General features: G+C 43.1%; 11 protein-coding genes. 3 read left to right on the plus strand and 8 right to left on the minus strand.

Annotated elements, in window-relative coordinates:
- The first annotated feature begins 50 nt into the window (after window positions 1–50).
- Together HUJ22_RS10560 and HUJ22_RS10565 are read left to right on the plus strand one after the other, a co-directional pair.
- Window positions 51–1202 carry an NADP-dependent malic enzyme gene (locus HUJ22_RS10560; RefSeq protein ID WP_290877094.1) on the plus strand — a complete coding sequence of 384 codons (1152 nt, stop codon included), beginning with the start codon at window positions 51–53 and terminating at the stop codon, window positions 1200–1202.
- An 87-nt stretch (window positions 1203–1289) separates the two neighbouring features.
- Window positions 1290–3515 carry a DUF5916 domain-containing protein gene (locus HUJ22_RS10565; protein ID WP_290877097.1) on the plus strand — a complete coding sequence of 742 codons (2226 nt, stop codon included), beginning with the start codon at window positions 1290–1292 and terminating at the stop codon, window positions 3513–3515.
- Window positions 3516–3603: 88 nt separating this feature from the next.
- Here the strand turns inward: HUJ22_RS10565 and HUJ22_RS10570 are convergent, their stop codons facing one another.
- The 8 genes from HUJ22_RS10570 to HUJ22_RS10605 all read right to left on the minus strand — a co-directional run bounded on the left by HUJ22_RS10570 (window position 3604) and on the right by HUJ22_RS10605 (window position 14312).
- Entirely contained in the window at window positions 3604–4098 is a 495-nt protein-coding gene (locus tag HUJ22_RS10570) for a hypothetical protein (RefSeq protein WP_290877099.1), read from the minus strand.
- Between the two features lie 88 nt (window positions 4099–4186).
- Window positions 4187–5290: a 6-bladed beta-propeller gene (locus HUJ22_RS10575; protein WP_290877100.1), complete on the minus strand. Its 1104-nt coding sequence runs from the start codon at window positions 5288–5290 to the stop codon at window positions 4187–4189.
- A 90-nt stretch (window positions 5291–5380) separates the two neighbouring features.
- Window positions 5381–8623 (minus strand): S41 family peptidase, encoded by a 3243-nt coding sequence (locus tag HUJ22_RS10580; protein ID WP_290877101.1) that lies wholly within the window; start codon window positions 8621–8623, stop codon window positions 5381–5383.
- A 114-nt stretch (window positions 8624–8737) separates the two neighbouring features.
- Window positions 8738–9850 (minus strand): methyltransferase, encoded by a 1113-nt coding sequence (locus HUJ22_RS10585; protein ID WP_290877103.1) that lies wholly within the window; start codon window positions 9848–9850, stop codon window positions 8738–8740.
- Window positions 9851–9861: 11 nt separating this feature from the next.
- A complete protein-coding gene (locus tag HUJ22_RS10590; RefSeq protein WP_290877104.1) occupies window positions 9862–10428 on the minus strand; it encodes a hypothetical protein in 567 nt (188 codons plus the stop codon).
- A 189-nt stretch (window positions 10429–10617) separates the two neighbouring features.
- Window positions 10618–13164, minus strand: coding sequence for a type I DNA topoisomerase (gene topA, locus HUJ22_RS10595; protein WP_290877106.1), 2547 nt, complete (start codon window positions 13162–13164; stop codon window positions 10618–10620).
- Window positions 13165–13177: 13 nt separating this feature from the next.
- The gene (locus tag HUJ22_RS10600; RefSeq protein ID WP_290877108.1) at window positions 13178–13654 is read right to left on the minus strand and encodes a redoxin domain-containing protein; all 477 of its coding nucleotides are present in this window, start codon (window positions 13652–13654) and stop codon (window positions 13178–13180) included.
- Between the two features lie 193 nt (window positions 13655–13847).
- Window positions 13848–14312, minus strand: a complete 465-nt coding sequence (locus tag HUJ22_RS10605) for an NUDIX hydrolase (RefSeq protein WP_290877110.1) — start codon at window positions 14310–14312, stop codon at window positions 13848–13850.
- A 100-nt stretch (window positions 14313–14412) separates the two neighbouring features.
- On the opposite strand from HUJ22_RS10605, the gene HUJ22_RS10610 reads away from it, so the two are divergent.
- Complete coding sequence (locus tag HUJ22_RS10610; protein WP_290877113.1) at window positions 14413–15594, plus strand: AMP nucleosidase; 1182 nt, start codon at window positions 14413–14415, stop codon at window positions 15592–15594.
- The last annotated feature ends 11 nt before the right edge of the window (window positions 15595–15605 follow it).

Genomic DNA, 15605 nt, shown 5'->3' on the forward strand with positions numbered 1-15605 from the left:
TTTTACCAGATAGGTCAGGAAAATAACATCTCAAGCCAATTACTCACGATATGTCACAAAAAGATTACGCTAAACTAGCTATCGAAGCCCACAAAAATTATAAAGGTAAAATTTCCATTGAGCCAAAAATGCCCCTGGAAACTAAAGATGACTTAAGTATAGCTTATACCCCGGGAGTTGCACGCCCTTGTGAAGAAATTGCCATCGATAAAGAAAAAGCTTACGACTATACCATAAAAGGTAATTTAGTGGCCGTCGTTAGTGATGGCTCAGCTGTACTCGGTTTAGGAAATATCGGCCCGGAAGCCTCTCTGCCTGTGATGGAGGGGAAATCTGTTCTTTTTAAAAAATTTGCGGGTGTAGATGCCATGCCTATTGTACTGGATACGCAAGATACTGATGAGATTATCGAAACCGTCAAAAATATTGCCCCCGGATTTGGCGGTATTAACCTGGAAGATATTTCGGCACCCCGATGTTTTGAGATCGAACGACGTTTGAAAGAAGAGCTGTCTATTCCCGTTTTCCATGATGATCAACATGGGACAGCCATAGTAACATTAGCCGGAATGTATAATGCATTGAAGATTACCGGTAAAGAAATGAAGGATTTACAGGTTGTCATTAATGGAGCAGGAGCAGCGGGAGTTGCCATTGTTAAACTATTGTTTGCTGCCGGTGTCAAAGATGTAATTATGTGTGACAGTCGCGGCATCATCCACAAAGGGCGAGACGGCATGAATGATACCAAACACGAAATGGCTGAAATCACAAACAAGCAGATGCGAAAGGGCAGCCTTGAAGATGCCGTTAAAGACATGGATGTTTTTATCGGGGTTTCGGTTCCCAATGTACTTTCCAAAGACATGGTCAAATCCATGAATAACAATCCCATGATCTTTGCTATGTCCAATCCCATTCCTGAAATTATGCCGGAAGATGCAATCGAAGCCGGTGCCTCTGTAGTGGCTACCGGACGTTCAGACTTTCCCAACCAAATAAATAATGTTCTTGCTTTCCCGGGACTGTTTCGCGGTGCACTGGATGCCCGGCTCACCAAACTAACTACCAAAATGTTCATAACCGCTGCCAAAGCTATTGCCGATTGTGTGGAAGTGGTTTCAGCCGATAAAATAATTCCCAGTCCTTTTGATGAACGGGTGCCGGGACGGGTTGCTGAGGCCATCAAGGAAAGTGCATGATGCCTTTATACATTTTAACAATCCTGCTTTAGGTTAAATATGTAATTTTGCAGTCTCAATTAAATTAGAAACCTTCATAAGCATAAAATGAGTTCTGCTATAAAAACGATCTCCTGTGTTTTATTTTTGACCACCATAAGTAATATAGTCCTTGCACAACAGCAGGAATTAGCAGACCCTCCCACGGCTTTTGAAGCAACCGCTGTATTTGCTGAAACTGCCCCTTTCATTGATGGTAACCTTGATGATGAAGTTTGGCAAGATATTACACCCATCACCGAATTCACACAGGTTTGGCCCAATGATGGCGCGCCGGCTACGGAAGACACTGAAGTTCGAATTGCCTACGACCGCGACCATCTCTACTTCGCCTTTCGGTTTTATGACAGTGAACCTGACCTGATCCGCGCTAAAAACCTGGAGCGCGGCGGACGCAACAACCGGGATGATCATGCCTATATCGGTATAGATACTTACCAGGATGGGCGGAACGCCTATTTGTTTGAGATGAATGCACTTGGAACTCAGGATGATGCCCTCATAACTGATGAGACGATCGGCTATGAAAGTTTTTCATGGGATGCAGTCTTTATCAGTGAAACAAAGATCGATGATAAGGGATGGACACTCGAGGTTTCCATTCCATTTCGGCAGCTTCGCTTTCCGGAGGGAGATGAACTTGAATTCGGGCTGATGGTTTCCCGGATGATAAACCGTAAGAATGAACGTGTGTTATGGCCCGCAATTGGAATGGAATATGGTGGCAGCTTTAGGGCGTTGGCAGCTGTCTCTCAATATGGAACCCTAAAAGGGATCAAGAATATCCGCAGAGGAAATAACATCGAGCTTAAGCCTTATATGATATCCGGTGTACAGGAAATTCGATCTGATCTTCAAAATGAACAAACTGAAACCGATTATACCTACGATATTGGCGGCGATATGAAATGGGGTATCACCTCAAACCTGACGCTTGATATGACTGTTAACACAGATTTCGCACAAGTAGAGTCGGATAATGTCCAGCTGAACCTTTCCAGATTCAGCCTCTTTTTTCCCGAAAAACGAGAGTTCTTTCTTGAACGGGCCGGGTTGTTTGAACACGGAAACAGCCGCTCTACACAGACCTTTTTCTCAAGAAAGATAGGCCTGTCGAATCAGATTCTAACCGGGGCCCGCATGACCGGACAAGCCGGAAAATTCTCGATCGGTGCCATGAATATTGAAACTGGAGATAAGCTTAAGCAGGCGTTTGGAAGTCAGTCGGTGAATAACTCTGTAGCCCGGATCCGGACTAATATATTCCCGAGAGCTACAGTGGGAAGCATCATAACGAATGTAGAACAGGTAGATGGATATAACCGGGCACTTGGTTTTGACACCAAATACCGCTTCTGGTCCTCCAGTGAATTCAATTCCTGGTATACCAGGGTCTGGGATAACACCGATCTTTTGAATGATCAGGCAGGCCACGCAAGTCTTCAGCTTCAAAACGATCTCTACCAAGCGGGGGCTTCTTACACCAGCGTGGGGACCAATTATTCACCCGCTCTTGGTTTTGTGAGAAGAAAGGATATGCGTCAATATTCCGGAAATCTTGGTTACAACCCCTCTGTTGCAATAGCAGCTATTCCGGGCATTCGCCGGTTTAACTTCGGAACATCCTATGATTATATCGAAGGGCAGGATGGAATCAAGCAGTCTGCGTACTGGTCCGGCAGGATCAGTGCGGAATTCAGCAGGAGCCAAAGAGTAACACTGACAGCAAACCGTGAATTTGAGCGATTATTCAGCCCGTTTTCTATTCGTCCTAATGCTATTATTCCAGCCGGTGACTATACCTTTGATCAGATCAGATTAAATGTATCCACCGATGAAAGCCGGCCTGTATTTGGTTCTGTATCAGCTACTTATGGTCAATTTTTTCATGGGATCCGAAATGATTTCAGTGTAAGCATTGGGTTCCGTCAGTCCAAACACCTCCATCTGGAAGCTGATATTGACCACTCTATTGTCGACCTTCCGATCGCAAACGGTGAGTTTGACGCAACGACCATATCAACCTCCATCCTGGGAGCAGTAAGCCGTAAACTGTTTGCAAAAGCCTTGATCCAATACGATAACTTTTCAAGAGATCTTCAGGCTAATATCAGGGTTAATTGGATCCATACTCCCGGCAGTGACCTGTTCTTTGTATTCAACACCTCCTACCACCTGACCGGTGATAATGAAATGCTGTTTGACCCCCGCAAAGATCTCATCATGAACAACCGGGCTGCAGTGGCCAAGATCACCTACCTAATCATGCTGTAATCTAACTTAAGTTATTTTGCGATCAGGCTGAATTAAAGTGATTTATTAAAAGTTTGGCAGATGGTATCCCAATGTTAATTTCACTTAGCTAAATACAAGCTATCTGCCTTATTGCATCTCCCAATCCTTCTGTATTAAATGTATATATGAATTTTTGCTGGGTATAATTCCCTGTAAACAATTCATAAGTAAGCTGATCGATCGTACTTTTACTCTTACAATTAAGTTCATGAGTGCTTTTAAAAGTAAGTTTCTCTTTGGAATATTTAAATGACGTCGATCTATATTTTGATGAAATCAAATCAAAGGATAATGGTATATAAAACCTATGTTCTGTATTGAATATGTCAAGATCCTTGTATTCTTCCAATGTTATTGAACTATCGGTCAAAGTAAATTGGACTCTTGGTTCAGGAAATCGCTGTTTACGGACAGGTGGGAGATATACAAAATTAATAGTTAATATGCTTTCTTCATGAGCCCGCCAAACAATCATGGTATCTCCCTTTACTTCCCAGACCCCGATTAACTCAGAAGAACTATTCTTAGTTGTTTTCTGGGCAAAACAGTTTTGACCATTCATAACTAATATTAAAATTATGAGACCATATATTTTTAATATGGTTTTATGGATATGCTGATTTAGCCAGTTCATGTTATACATGTCATATTCAATATTGCATATCAATTTTTGAAACAATAAATGTAGGTGCTCCTTCTTCATTCTGGTAATTCCAAATAACTCGGTTTCCAACAATTTCCTGAAGTTCAGCACCTTTCTTTGGAATCTCTATTTTGTACAACGCTTCCCCGTTTTTTGTAAACCCAAACCAGGCATGTCCTAAGCCTGATGTAAATAGTTCGACCCAAATCCTTTGATTATCATCTATAAGTAAATCATTAACTACTGGCTTTACATTTGGCATCTTTCGCCGAAGGTCAGATCGATAAAGGCCGTATTTAGATGAAATACTGTCTTTTTCTACACCTGTTATGTATACAGGCTGGATGACATGAGAAAAGGCATGCTTGTGAAGTCCATCAATGGAATAGGATTCAATACTTAAGGAGTTGGTCCATAAAGTATATATGTAGTTTATGCCATTGAAAGCCAATAAAGACTCATTGCCAAAAAGTTTATTGCCAATCAATTTATTCTCTCCAGCCTGAAGAGTCATTTGTTCAGCAATTGGCACCGAGACAATAGAGTCCCGAAGGATTTCTCCATTTTCGTCAATAGAAGTAACTAGATGTACAGTGGGATTTTCCTTACTTCCAGCAGTAAGTGTAAAACTCTTAAGAATAAGAAACCCTCTATCTATCTTACCCAGTATTTTCCCTGCCAATTCATCACTTCCCAAAGGAATAGTTTTAATATGAATATATGTGTCATCCGAGTATTCAAATTTTTCTATTTTTAAAGAGCTACTGTCTATAACCCACAAATTTTCCCGATCCACCAAAAAACTTGAGATCTGTTCGAACTCGCCGGGACCCCTGCCCTCTCTACCAATTTTTTCCAGAAAATTCCCTTCTTTGTCAAACATATACAGATAGGGCTGCCAAAAATCCAGGACAAGAATATTGCCATGGTTGTCAGTTTTGATCGAGCTTATCGTTCTGAAAGCAACTTCTTCAGATTCAGTAAACTCAAAAACCGTTTCCATAGACAGTGAAGTAAATGAATTTGGGCTTAAATTAGCTTTTTGATCTTCTTGACCTTCACATCCTACACATAAAAACACAACAAGACATGCATAAAATATAGAATACAATTTATCCTTTATGTTTTTATGAGACCTCATTTAATTCTCCCAATCAGACTTTTGGTTCAGCAAACACCCGCCCCCTACTATGTTTTATAACTAATTCTCTCCACGATCCGGCCGTTTCCACCGAACAGGATCTTCCGGAGTTGGAATGATCGGATCTTCGTAATTCTGAAGTAACCGCAAGGCTTCTTTTATCGCAGCCTCCAATTGAGGATCGTGGCCCTCAATTACTTCTTTCGGTGTTTGCATCACCTCAATGTCCGGAGTAACACCTTCACCTTCCACATCCCACTCACCATCAAGGTTATAGAACCCGCCGCGTGGAGCTACGAATCGGCCGCCATCTACGAAAGGCGGAGTATCCCAGGTCCCGACTAATCCACCCCAGGTTTTAGCACCTACCAGTGGACCTATCTCCATTTTTCGGAATAAGAACGGAAGCAGATCTCCGCCCGAACCGGCACGCTCGTTGATCACCATTACTTTAGGCCCCCAAATACCTGCCCCTGGAGTTGTAAATGGTTTGCGATCTCCGGCTTTACTGTTGAAAAATCCGTGAAGTTCTCGTGCCATGATATCAACCATGTAATCTGCTGCAGAACCGCCCCCATTGTTTCGTTCATCAATCACAGCACCCAGCTTATCTTGTTGTGCAAAATAGTACCGGTTGAAATATTCATATCCACCGCTGCCGGTATTCGGCACCCAAACGTAAGCCAGTTGTCCATCAGACATTTCATCCACCATCCGGCGATTTCCTTCCACCCAATCGCGCGTTCTAAGTCCATATTCGCTTGATATTGGAACAACAGTCACTAACCGAGCTCCGTCAGAATCAGGGCGGTCGTTTACCAACAATTGAACCTGCCGGTTTACAGTTCCTTCAAAAGGCTTAAAGAAATTCTCATCAGCATTGATCTCTTTTCCATTCACCGCAAGGATATAGTCGCCCTCACTCACATCAATTCCGGGTCCGGAAAGAGGAGCTCTAAGGTCAGGATTCCAGCTTTCACCCGTATAGATCTTATCGATCCTGTAGGCGCCATTCTCCAAAGAAATATCCGCACCCAGCAAGCCGGCTTGTACATCCTCAAGATCCGGGAAATCTCCTCCGGCCACATACGAGTGTCCCACGGCAACTTCTCCGCTCATAATATCAAGCACGTAATTCAGGTCGGACCGATGTTTGGCATGATCTACCCAAGGCGCATACCAGTCATAAACTTCATTCCAGGGAGCTCCATGCATGTTGTCTACGTACAAGAAATCTCGCATAAATCTCCAGCCGTCTCTGAATATCTGATGGAATTCTTCCCGGGGATCCACTTTGACCTGAATATCGGAAATGTTCAGGCTTCCGTCTGCCGGTTTTTTCTCGCCGGTATCCGTCCCTACAATGCCCCAGGTCCCTCCGCTTCGGTACAACATATTTTTCCGATCCTGTGAAACCACTCCATCATTGATGCTCTCCATAAACAAACTGCCTTTGCGTTCTTTAAGATCATATTTATGAAGACGGGTTCCTTCGTTAGGAACGGATTCCATATAAAAAACATCTCCTCCGGGACCGGGCATCAATCCTGTATAATTCCTTTCCGGGATATCAACAGCAAGAGTCCTTTCTGAAATTCCATCCAGATCGATCGTAACCGAAACCTCTTCTTTTTCATCAGATGATTCTTCCTCTTCTGAGCTTTCTTCATCGTCACTTTTTGGTAAAAGCGGTGAAGGCTCATCATCAGAAAGAACGATCATATACAAGGCACGGGTTACGGGCATATTGTATGAACTCATATCCAGCCAACCGGTGTTAAGGCCGTAATTGGTACTCGCTAAAAAGTACAGGTATTTACCATCTTCACTCCAAACGGGTGTAATGGCATCCGACATCCCATCCGTTAGCTGATGGGTTTCTCCGGACTCCACATTGTGTACTTTCACCGCTTTAAACTTATTTTCCAGTAATTTAACGTAAGCGATCCACTTACTGTCGGGCGACCAAACGGGATTCATTGTCCTGTTGGGATGTGCATATCCGTCGGTGTCTACTTTTTTGGCTTCACCATTGCTCACATTCACATACCACAAGTTATAGTCGGTATCTGTATAGGCGATGAATTTTCCATCGGGCGACCAATCGGGGCGAAAATAAAAAGTGGGATTGGGCAACTCGATCATTCTCGGGTCTTCCAGCCCAAATTGATCACCGATCATAAGCGTGTACTCTCCGCTGCGATCAGAAAACCAAGCTACCTGATCTCCATCGGGCGACCATACCGGATACCGCTCAGCACTGGCAGAAGAATTACTCAGGTTTCGCCAGGTTCCATTCTCTTTTGGAACCGTGATGATCTCACCTCGGAACTGGAAAACTGCTCTTTTCCCGGTTGGTGAAATAGCGGCATTATCGAGGCTGAACGCATTTGGTTCTTCCCATCTCGGGCGTGCCCAGTTCATATCGCCGGCAACATTGATCTCAAGCTGTTCGGTTTGCCCGTTCTCAGGATCCAGTAAATGGAGGTATCCGCCCTGTTCATATACGATCATGCCAAACCCGGCATCTACTGTTTTTGCATCAAAATCGGAATGAAAGGTCCACTGCTTTTCTTCACCTGTTTCAGGATTGAAGGACCAGATGTTATTCGCAAAATCACGTTCTGATAAATAAAAGACAGAACCGTCGTGCCAGACCGGGTCGGTATGACGCTCATTATCGGTTCGCGGTGTTTGAACCAGTTCATAATTTTCCAGATCCACAATCCAGATGGGCTGCGCTTGCCCGCCCCGGTAATTTCTCCACTCCGGATCCCAAAAAGTAATGGGATTATATGCCAGGTATTTGCCATCAGCCGACATTTCTCCTGAAGCCGCTCTTGGAATGGGCAACACTTCCGGCATTCCTCCAACCGTACTTACTTTCCAAATCCGGTTTAATTGGGTGGGGTGTCCATCGCGGGAAGATCGAAATAAGATCTCTCCTTCGGGTGTCCATCCCGTTACTACATCCGCACCGGGGTGCCAGGTAAGCCGTTCAGGAGAGCCACCTTCCGCAGGAATCACAAACACATCTGAATTTCCATCATACTGTCCGGTAAAAGCGATCATGCTGCCATCAGGTGAAAAGTGGGGACTGGATTCTCCTCCAATGTTGCTGGTTAGCCGAACTGCATCTCCGCCGGTTTTATCTACCTTCCAGAGATCATTGGCATGTACAAAAACAATGCTGGTTTCCGAGATGGTGGGTTCCCGAAGAAGTTGTGTGCCCTGTGCATAAATTTCAGCGTTAAGAGAGAAAAGGATAAGCGCAGTAAAAAAGTATCCAAATACGTGATTCATAATGTCCCGATTTAATTGATGTGCTTCGGGAATATAATGAATCAGGAAATATGAACAAGTGATATTGAGGAATCTTTACAAGTATTGAAAGTAGCTGAAAATATATCTTTAACGCTATTTAAGGCTTTTATAAAGAATAAATTTCTCATTTTGAGCAATCACCTCAACCGTCTTAAAGATCTTGTCCAGATGCGTTTTATAATTCAAATGCTGATTGGCAACACAAATAAACCGTCCGCCCGGTTTTAATACTTCCGCAACTTCCTGAAACAATTTAATGGAAACCTCAATATTTGTCTCATGCCCAAAATGAAACGGGGGGTTTGATGCAACCAAGTCAAAGGAATCTTTGGCTAAATTCTCAAGCGTATCATCCCAGTGATGGTAAGTGTTTTCAGAATCAAGGTTCAGCTTTGAAGATTCAATTGCCAGTACAGAATCATCCATCAAATGAATTTCCGCATCAGGGATTTTAAGCTGAAGAGCACGTGCTATCACTCCATTACCTGAAGCCATGTCCAACACCTTTTTATCCTCGAATTTCGGGTCAAGGTGTTCAATTAAAAACTGAGTAGCATAATCAATATTTCCCCCGGAAAACACTCCATAATATTGCTTCAGCTCTTCCCTATTCTCTTCATCAAAGGAATACAAAATAGAATTAAGCAGGACTTCGGGCGGTTTTTTTTTCTTCCTTTTAAGCACCAATACACGAGATTTTTTTCGGGCCCGACTTTGCTCAACATCTTCAAAAAAATCTCCGGCAATGGATAATATTTGGGGAGAAAAGTATTTCGTCATGAATGAACAAATTACAATTCCATCTTCAGTCAGTGATTCCGAAAGCTGATTTAGGTAAAACCTAAATAGATCGAGCGTTTTGGGAATATTTATAATTCCAATATCTACCTTCTCAGGTAGTGAGGAGAGAGGGGAAAATTGCCGGTCAGAATTCCAATGCAGATTATTAAGAACCATATTTTGTTCAATAGACTTCTGTTGACTTTTCCTCTCGATTGCAGTCAACGGCTCATACTTATTCAATACACAGCTCAGGAAGCCAAACCTGTCGTTATAAACAGCAATAGTTTTAGAGTTGAGACGCTCTTCTTCCAGCTTCAGCAGAACGTGTTCTTCTGCTGCACTCCAGGCCCTTAAGGATTTGTTGGTGGTTTTGGGATATCTGCTGAACTTATATTCAATATCCTTGTACTCAAATGACTTCAAGATCTACTCATCTAAAATAAGCTGGTCTGCTCTTTATCTTCTTTTTGAGCCTGCTCAATTTTTGGCTCGTCGGTTGGTGTAAAGGTTTTAAGCATTTCGGGCATAAAGCGTTTTTCGTAAATGCGCCGGGCAATTCCATGCAGGGCTTTCTCCCCTCGGGGCGGGATACGCAAAAAACCGCTGTCATCTTCATCCAAAAAACCGAAAGACCGAAGATCATTTACAATCAAGTAAGCAAGTTTCTCCGTAACGCCTGAATTCTTTTCTACATATTCACGGTGAGGCGGTTCTTCGTCACTTACATAAACCAAGCCAAGCACGTTCAATTCAATATCGGTAAGGGGGAAACCTTCACTTCCTTTGGTAAGTAAATCATCCCAGGTTTTTTGAGAATAGTATAAGCCAAACCACCACTTGGCCTCACGCAGCAAATGTCCGCTATGGGCACATGCAAGCTGTTGCCCCGGCCCGGCTTTGCGCGGTTCACCCCGACTGCGATACATATTCACCATCGTAGCCAAATCCAGTTCGTGAATATTAGGCGGATACTTGAAGTAAAAGTCGCTTCGTTTTTCCATGGGATTTTAAAGCTGTCTTTATGTTATTGACAGTAATGAATATAAATCTACAAAAAAAAATTAAAACCCACTGTCATTCTGAGGACACTTTCGAAGAATCTTCACGAGATCACTTCTGCATGTTGCTTTAAAAGCATGTGAAGATCTTTCGGTAGCACACTCCAGACGACCACTTCGTTATTACGTGATCTACTTCCCTTTTTCCTTAATCAAATCAACGGCTTTATCCATGGTAAAGTCTTCCGGAGTTTCGCCCTTCGGCAAGCTGATATTCTTTTTCCCATGCTTGATATAAGGGCCGTATCGACCGGTCATAACTTTAATTGGTTTATCAGTTTCCGGATGTTTCCCCAAGTCTTTAATCTCGTTACTACCCCTGTTGGATTTTGATTTTTGAGCAAGTAACTCCACCGCCCGATCTAATTCAATATCAAGAACGCTTTCAGCTTTGGGAATAGATTTAAACTTCCCGTCATGAACTACAAACGGACCATATCTGCCTACACCGGCCTTCACCACTTTACCTGTTTCAGGATGATCACCCAACGGCCTTGGAAGTTCCAGCAGTTTTAATGCCAATTCCAGATCAACATCTTCCGGCTTCATATCCTTGAGTAAAGAAACCCGCTTCGGCTTCTTATTTTCTTCCGTCACTTCCCCACGCTGTACATAAGGGCCATATCGGCCGGAAAGTAAAAAGATGGGTTCACCGGTTTCAGGATCTTTGCCAATAGGCTTATCTTCTTCCTCTGACATTTTAATAAGGCTTTCCAATTTCTCCAGGGTAATATCACTTGGATCCATATCATTCGGCAAGGAAGTGGTTACATCCTCTCCGTTTTTTTCCATGCGGGCATAGGGGCCAAATCGTCCTACTGCTACTTTAATCCCCTCTAAACCATCCAACGGTAAGTCCAAAAGCTTTGCTTCCTGAGGATCAATTTTATCCTCTTGAGTATCCACTTTAGCTTTCAAACCATTCTCCCCTTTATAATAATCCTCAAGATACTGTACCGGATCTTGTGTTCCGGCAGCTACGGCATCCAGTTTATCTTCCAATAAAGAAGTGAAGTCACTGTCCACCAGGTCGGGAAAATGTTTTTCAAGAAGTGAGGAAACTGCAAAAGCGGTAAAGGTAGGAATCAATGTTTTTCCATCGCCTTTTGCGTATCCGCGATCTTGAATTGTACTGATGATAGAGGCATAGGTACTCGGGCGTCCTACTCCTCTTTTTTCTAATTCCTTTACTAAAGTCGCTTCCGTAAAACGTGCCGGTGGTTTGGTTTCGTGGCTTACAAAATTAAGGTCGTCCAAAGCAGTTGAATCACCTTCGCTCATTGAGGGAAGAAAATTTTCCTGATTTTCCAGCGCAGCTTCCGGATCATCACTTCCTTCAACATAAGCACGAAAAAAGCCCGGGAATAAGATCTTTTTACCACCAGCCCTAAAGTCTGCATCTGTTCCATTATTTGTAGCGCGGATGGTCACATTGGTGAACTCCAGTTCTGCTTCAGCCATCTGAGTAGCAATGGTTCGCTTCCAGATCAGATCGTATAATTTGAATTCGCGATCACGCAATCCGGCTTTATCAGGCTTCACAAATCTTGACCCCGACGGGCGAATTGCTTCGTGAGCTTCCTGTGCCGACTTCCCTTTTTTGCTGTAATTTCTAACGCGTTCAAACAGATATTCTTCGCCGTATTCTTCCGTCACTGCATCGCGGGCAGCACCAATGGCCTGACCGGATAGCTGTGTGGAATCGGTACGCATGTAGGTGATAAAGCCTTTTTCATATAATTTTTGAGCCACACTCATGGTATCCCTGGCTGAAAATCCAAACTTACGGTTGGCCTCCTGCTGCAGGGTAGAAGTAATAAATGGAGGGGCCGGATTTCGCTTTTGTGTCTTCACATCCACATTAATGACTGACCATTTGGCTTCTTTCAGGTCATCAACCAGTCCTTTGGCTTTATCTTCATCCAGCAGAACAACGGAATCCGGCTTTTTAAGCTTTCCGGTGTTTTCATCAAAATCTTTACCACTGGCCAAACGCTTCTCGTTGAGATGAGTAAGGTCAGCATCAAACTTATCCTTGTCACCTTCTTTGTGAAGCTGCGCCTTCAAATCATAATAGGTCGCACTTTTGAATTTCATGCGTTCGCGTTCTCGTTCCACCAAAAACTCAACCGCTACCGATTGTACTCTTCCGGCAGATAATCCCGGGGATATCTTTTTCCACAGCAGCGGTGATACGGTATATCCGGCCAGGCGATCCAAAATACGTCGCGTTTCCTGTGCGTGAACTAAATTCATGTCGATATCTCGTGTATTTTCCAGAGCATTCAAAACCGCTTCTTTGGTAATCTCACGAAACACCATCCGTTTTACCGGAACCTTAGGTTTTAGGATTTCCATCAAATGCCATGAAATTGCTTCTCCTTCCCGGTCTTCATCCGTAGCCAAAATCAATTCATCGGCATCTTTAAGTAATTTTTTGAGCCGGGTTACCACTTTCTTTTTCGAAGAAGGAACCACATAGAGCGGATCAAAACGATCGTCTACATTAATGCCCAAATTAGACCAACTCTCTTTTTTATACTTGGCAGGTATTTCTTTAGCAGAAGACGGGAGATCCCGAATATGACCCATGGAAGAGTCCACTACATACCCATCAGGTAAGTATTTCTTAATGGTTTTAGTTTTTGTAGGTGACTCTACAATTACGAGACTTTTCATGCAATAGGGGTAATTATTTCAAATGTTCGACCAGCTCTTTTAACTCTCCGGCGTGGTCTTTGGTATTTACTTTTTCGACAATTCCCAAAATAGTACCATCTGTATCAATAACAAAGGCCGAACGTGAAGGTGCTTCATATTCATTGCCAAACATTTTTTTCTGAACAATGGAATCCGTGGCTTCACCAAATTTATATTCCGGATCTGAAACAAGCGTGAAGTCGATTCCCTGCTTCTTTGCATATCTCTTATGAGACCCGCAGGTGTCTTTACTTATGGCCACTAAATTATACCCTTTGTCGGCAAACCATTCTGCCTCATCAGCCAGATCTTTCGTTTGTCGATCACAACCGCTGGTATTGTTCTTCATATATACGGATACAATAGTCGGTTTATCTAGCAAATCTTTAAAATTAATCTTTTTTTCCTCTCCGTTTTGAACAGCTTTTATTGTAAAGTCAAAATCGGCTTTGGCTCCGGTCTCAATCATATGATAAGTTATTTAAATTTCGTTTGGGTTAAGGATTGTGATAACTAAAAGTAAGGAGGGAATCGTTCGGTTTCAGCTTATTCCATATCTGATTTATTGATCAGTGGGATTTATTTGATTGATGAAAGTCTCGAATTTTTCGATACCCTTAAATCATAAAAAAGATGAAACCTTATCGGCTCCACAAGTCGATTTACCTTCTCCACAGCAAAAACTTAGCCACGGCGGCCACTACCAATGAATGATGAACCGTACCCTCTTTCACCATTTCTAAAAAATCATCCAGCGGCATTGTGTGTACATTAATACGCTCGTTACCATCCAAATTCTGCTCCTGAACCTTATGGCAGTTTTTAACTACGTATAAATGCGTATAATTTGCAAGGAAAGCCGGGTTTGAACTCACTTTCCCCAAATATTCCCAATCACTTCCTTCGTACCCTGTTTCTTCTAATAATTCGCGTTTTGCAGTTTCTTCCGGCATTTCTCCCGGATCTACCATCCCGCCCGGAAGTTCCAGGGTTGGCTGCTCAATGCCATAACGATATTGCTCCACCAAAACGATCTCGTTATTGGGTGTGAGCGGAATCACATTCATCCAATCCGGTGCATCAATAATAGAAAACACAGCCGAAAGATCTTCCGACTCTAATTTCATGCCCCGGCTTAAAAGTTTGAAAATTTTCGTCGTATATTTGAGCTCTTCATTCGTGGTGACCCACGGTTCAATTGTAAAAGTAAAATCACGGCTACTCATTATGTCAGATACGCTCAAGTTAGTTAAAGATCAATTTTCTTCGGAAGAAGAACTTAAAAAAGCTATTGATAAAGCGTGCGATTTGATGGAAGAAATTTATGCCTCCGGGAAATATCCCAAAATGATTGTGGAACGTACGTGGAGTAAACATAATCCTGTGATTGATGGAGAACTGGCCCAACCCAGAGCCTACCGGTGGTACCTGAAACGTGAGATAGAACGACTTGTAGCTAACGGTGCTACCGTTTTTATCAAACCTTCTCGTGAAGTGTTGCCATTAAATAACCCTGAACTTTTTGACAATCTGGATGAAAACGAATGGGATATCACCCAAAAGAAATTATTTCTTTTCCGGGCTGAACGAATTGATATATCACTTGACCGACTCCAACATTACACCGGAACCAAGCCTGAGGATTTCCAGCGATATATTCTTTTCACAAACTATGATATGCACGTGGATGTATTCCTCGAGAAATTTCCGGACTGCAAAAAACCTTCAAGAGCAGATGTTCAAATGCCGGCTTACCACCATGTATTAGAGAATAACTCCGGCCTTACCTTAGTCAATATTGGAGTGGGCCCTTCAAACGCTAAAACTATTACCGATCATGTGGGCGTACTCCGTTCCGATGCCATGGTAATGGTTGGGCATTGCGGGGGATTGAGAAATCACCAGGATATTGGAGATTTTGTTTTGGCTAACGGGTACTATCGAGCCGATAAAGTACTGGATGATTTATTTCCGATCGGAATCCCCATCTCTCCAAATTATATCCTGAACCGCTACCTAAAAGAAGTGCTCGACCAGCATGAGATGGAACACCGTATCGGAACGGTTTACACCACGGCTAACAGAAACTGGGAGTTCTCAAAGGCAAAGTCGGTGGAAGAAATTCACCAGAGCCGAAGCGTAGCTATTGATATGGAGTCATCTACTGTGGCCACTAATGGATTTCGTTATCGCATCCCGCACGCTACTCTCCTTTGTGTGAGTGACAAGCCGCTCCACGGAAAACCCAAACTTTCCGAACATGCCCAATCTTTTTACCAAAACTCCAAAGAAATGCATCTGGAAATGGTTATCGAAGCCTTCCAAATGGTCAAGGATAATTATCCGGAAGGACTGCCTAATTCCAGCATCCGCGCCTTTAACGAACCGCTGATGGGTGGGACGGAGTAGAACATCGCACT

Origin of the sequence: Gracilimonas sp. (genome assembly GCF_014762685.1) — a bacterium.
Classification (GTDB): Bacteria; Bacteroidota; Rhodothermia; order Balneolales; family Balneolaceae; genus Gracilimonas.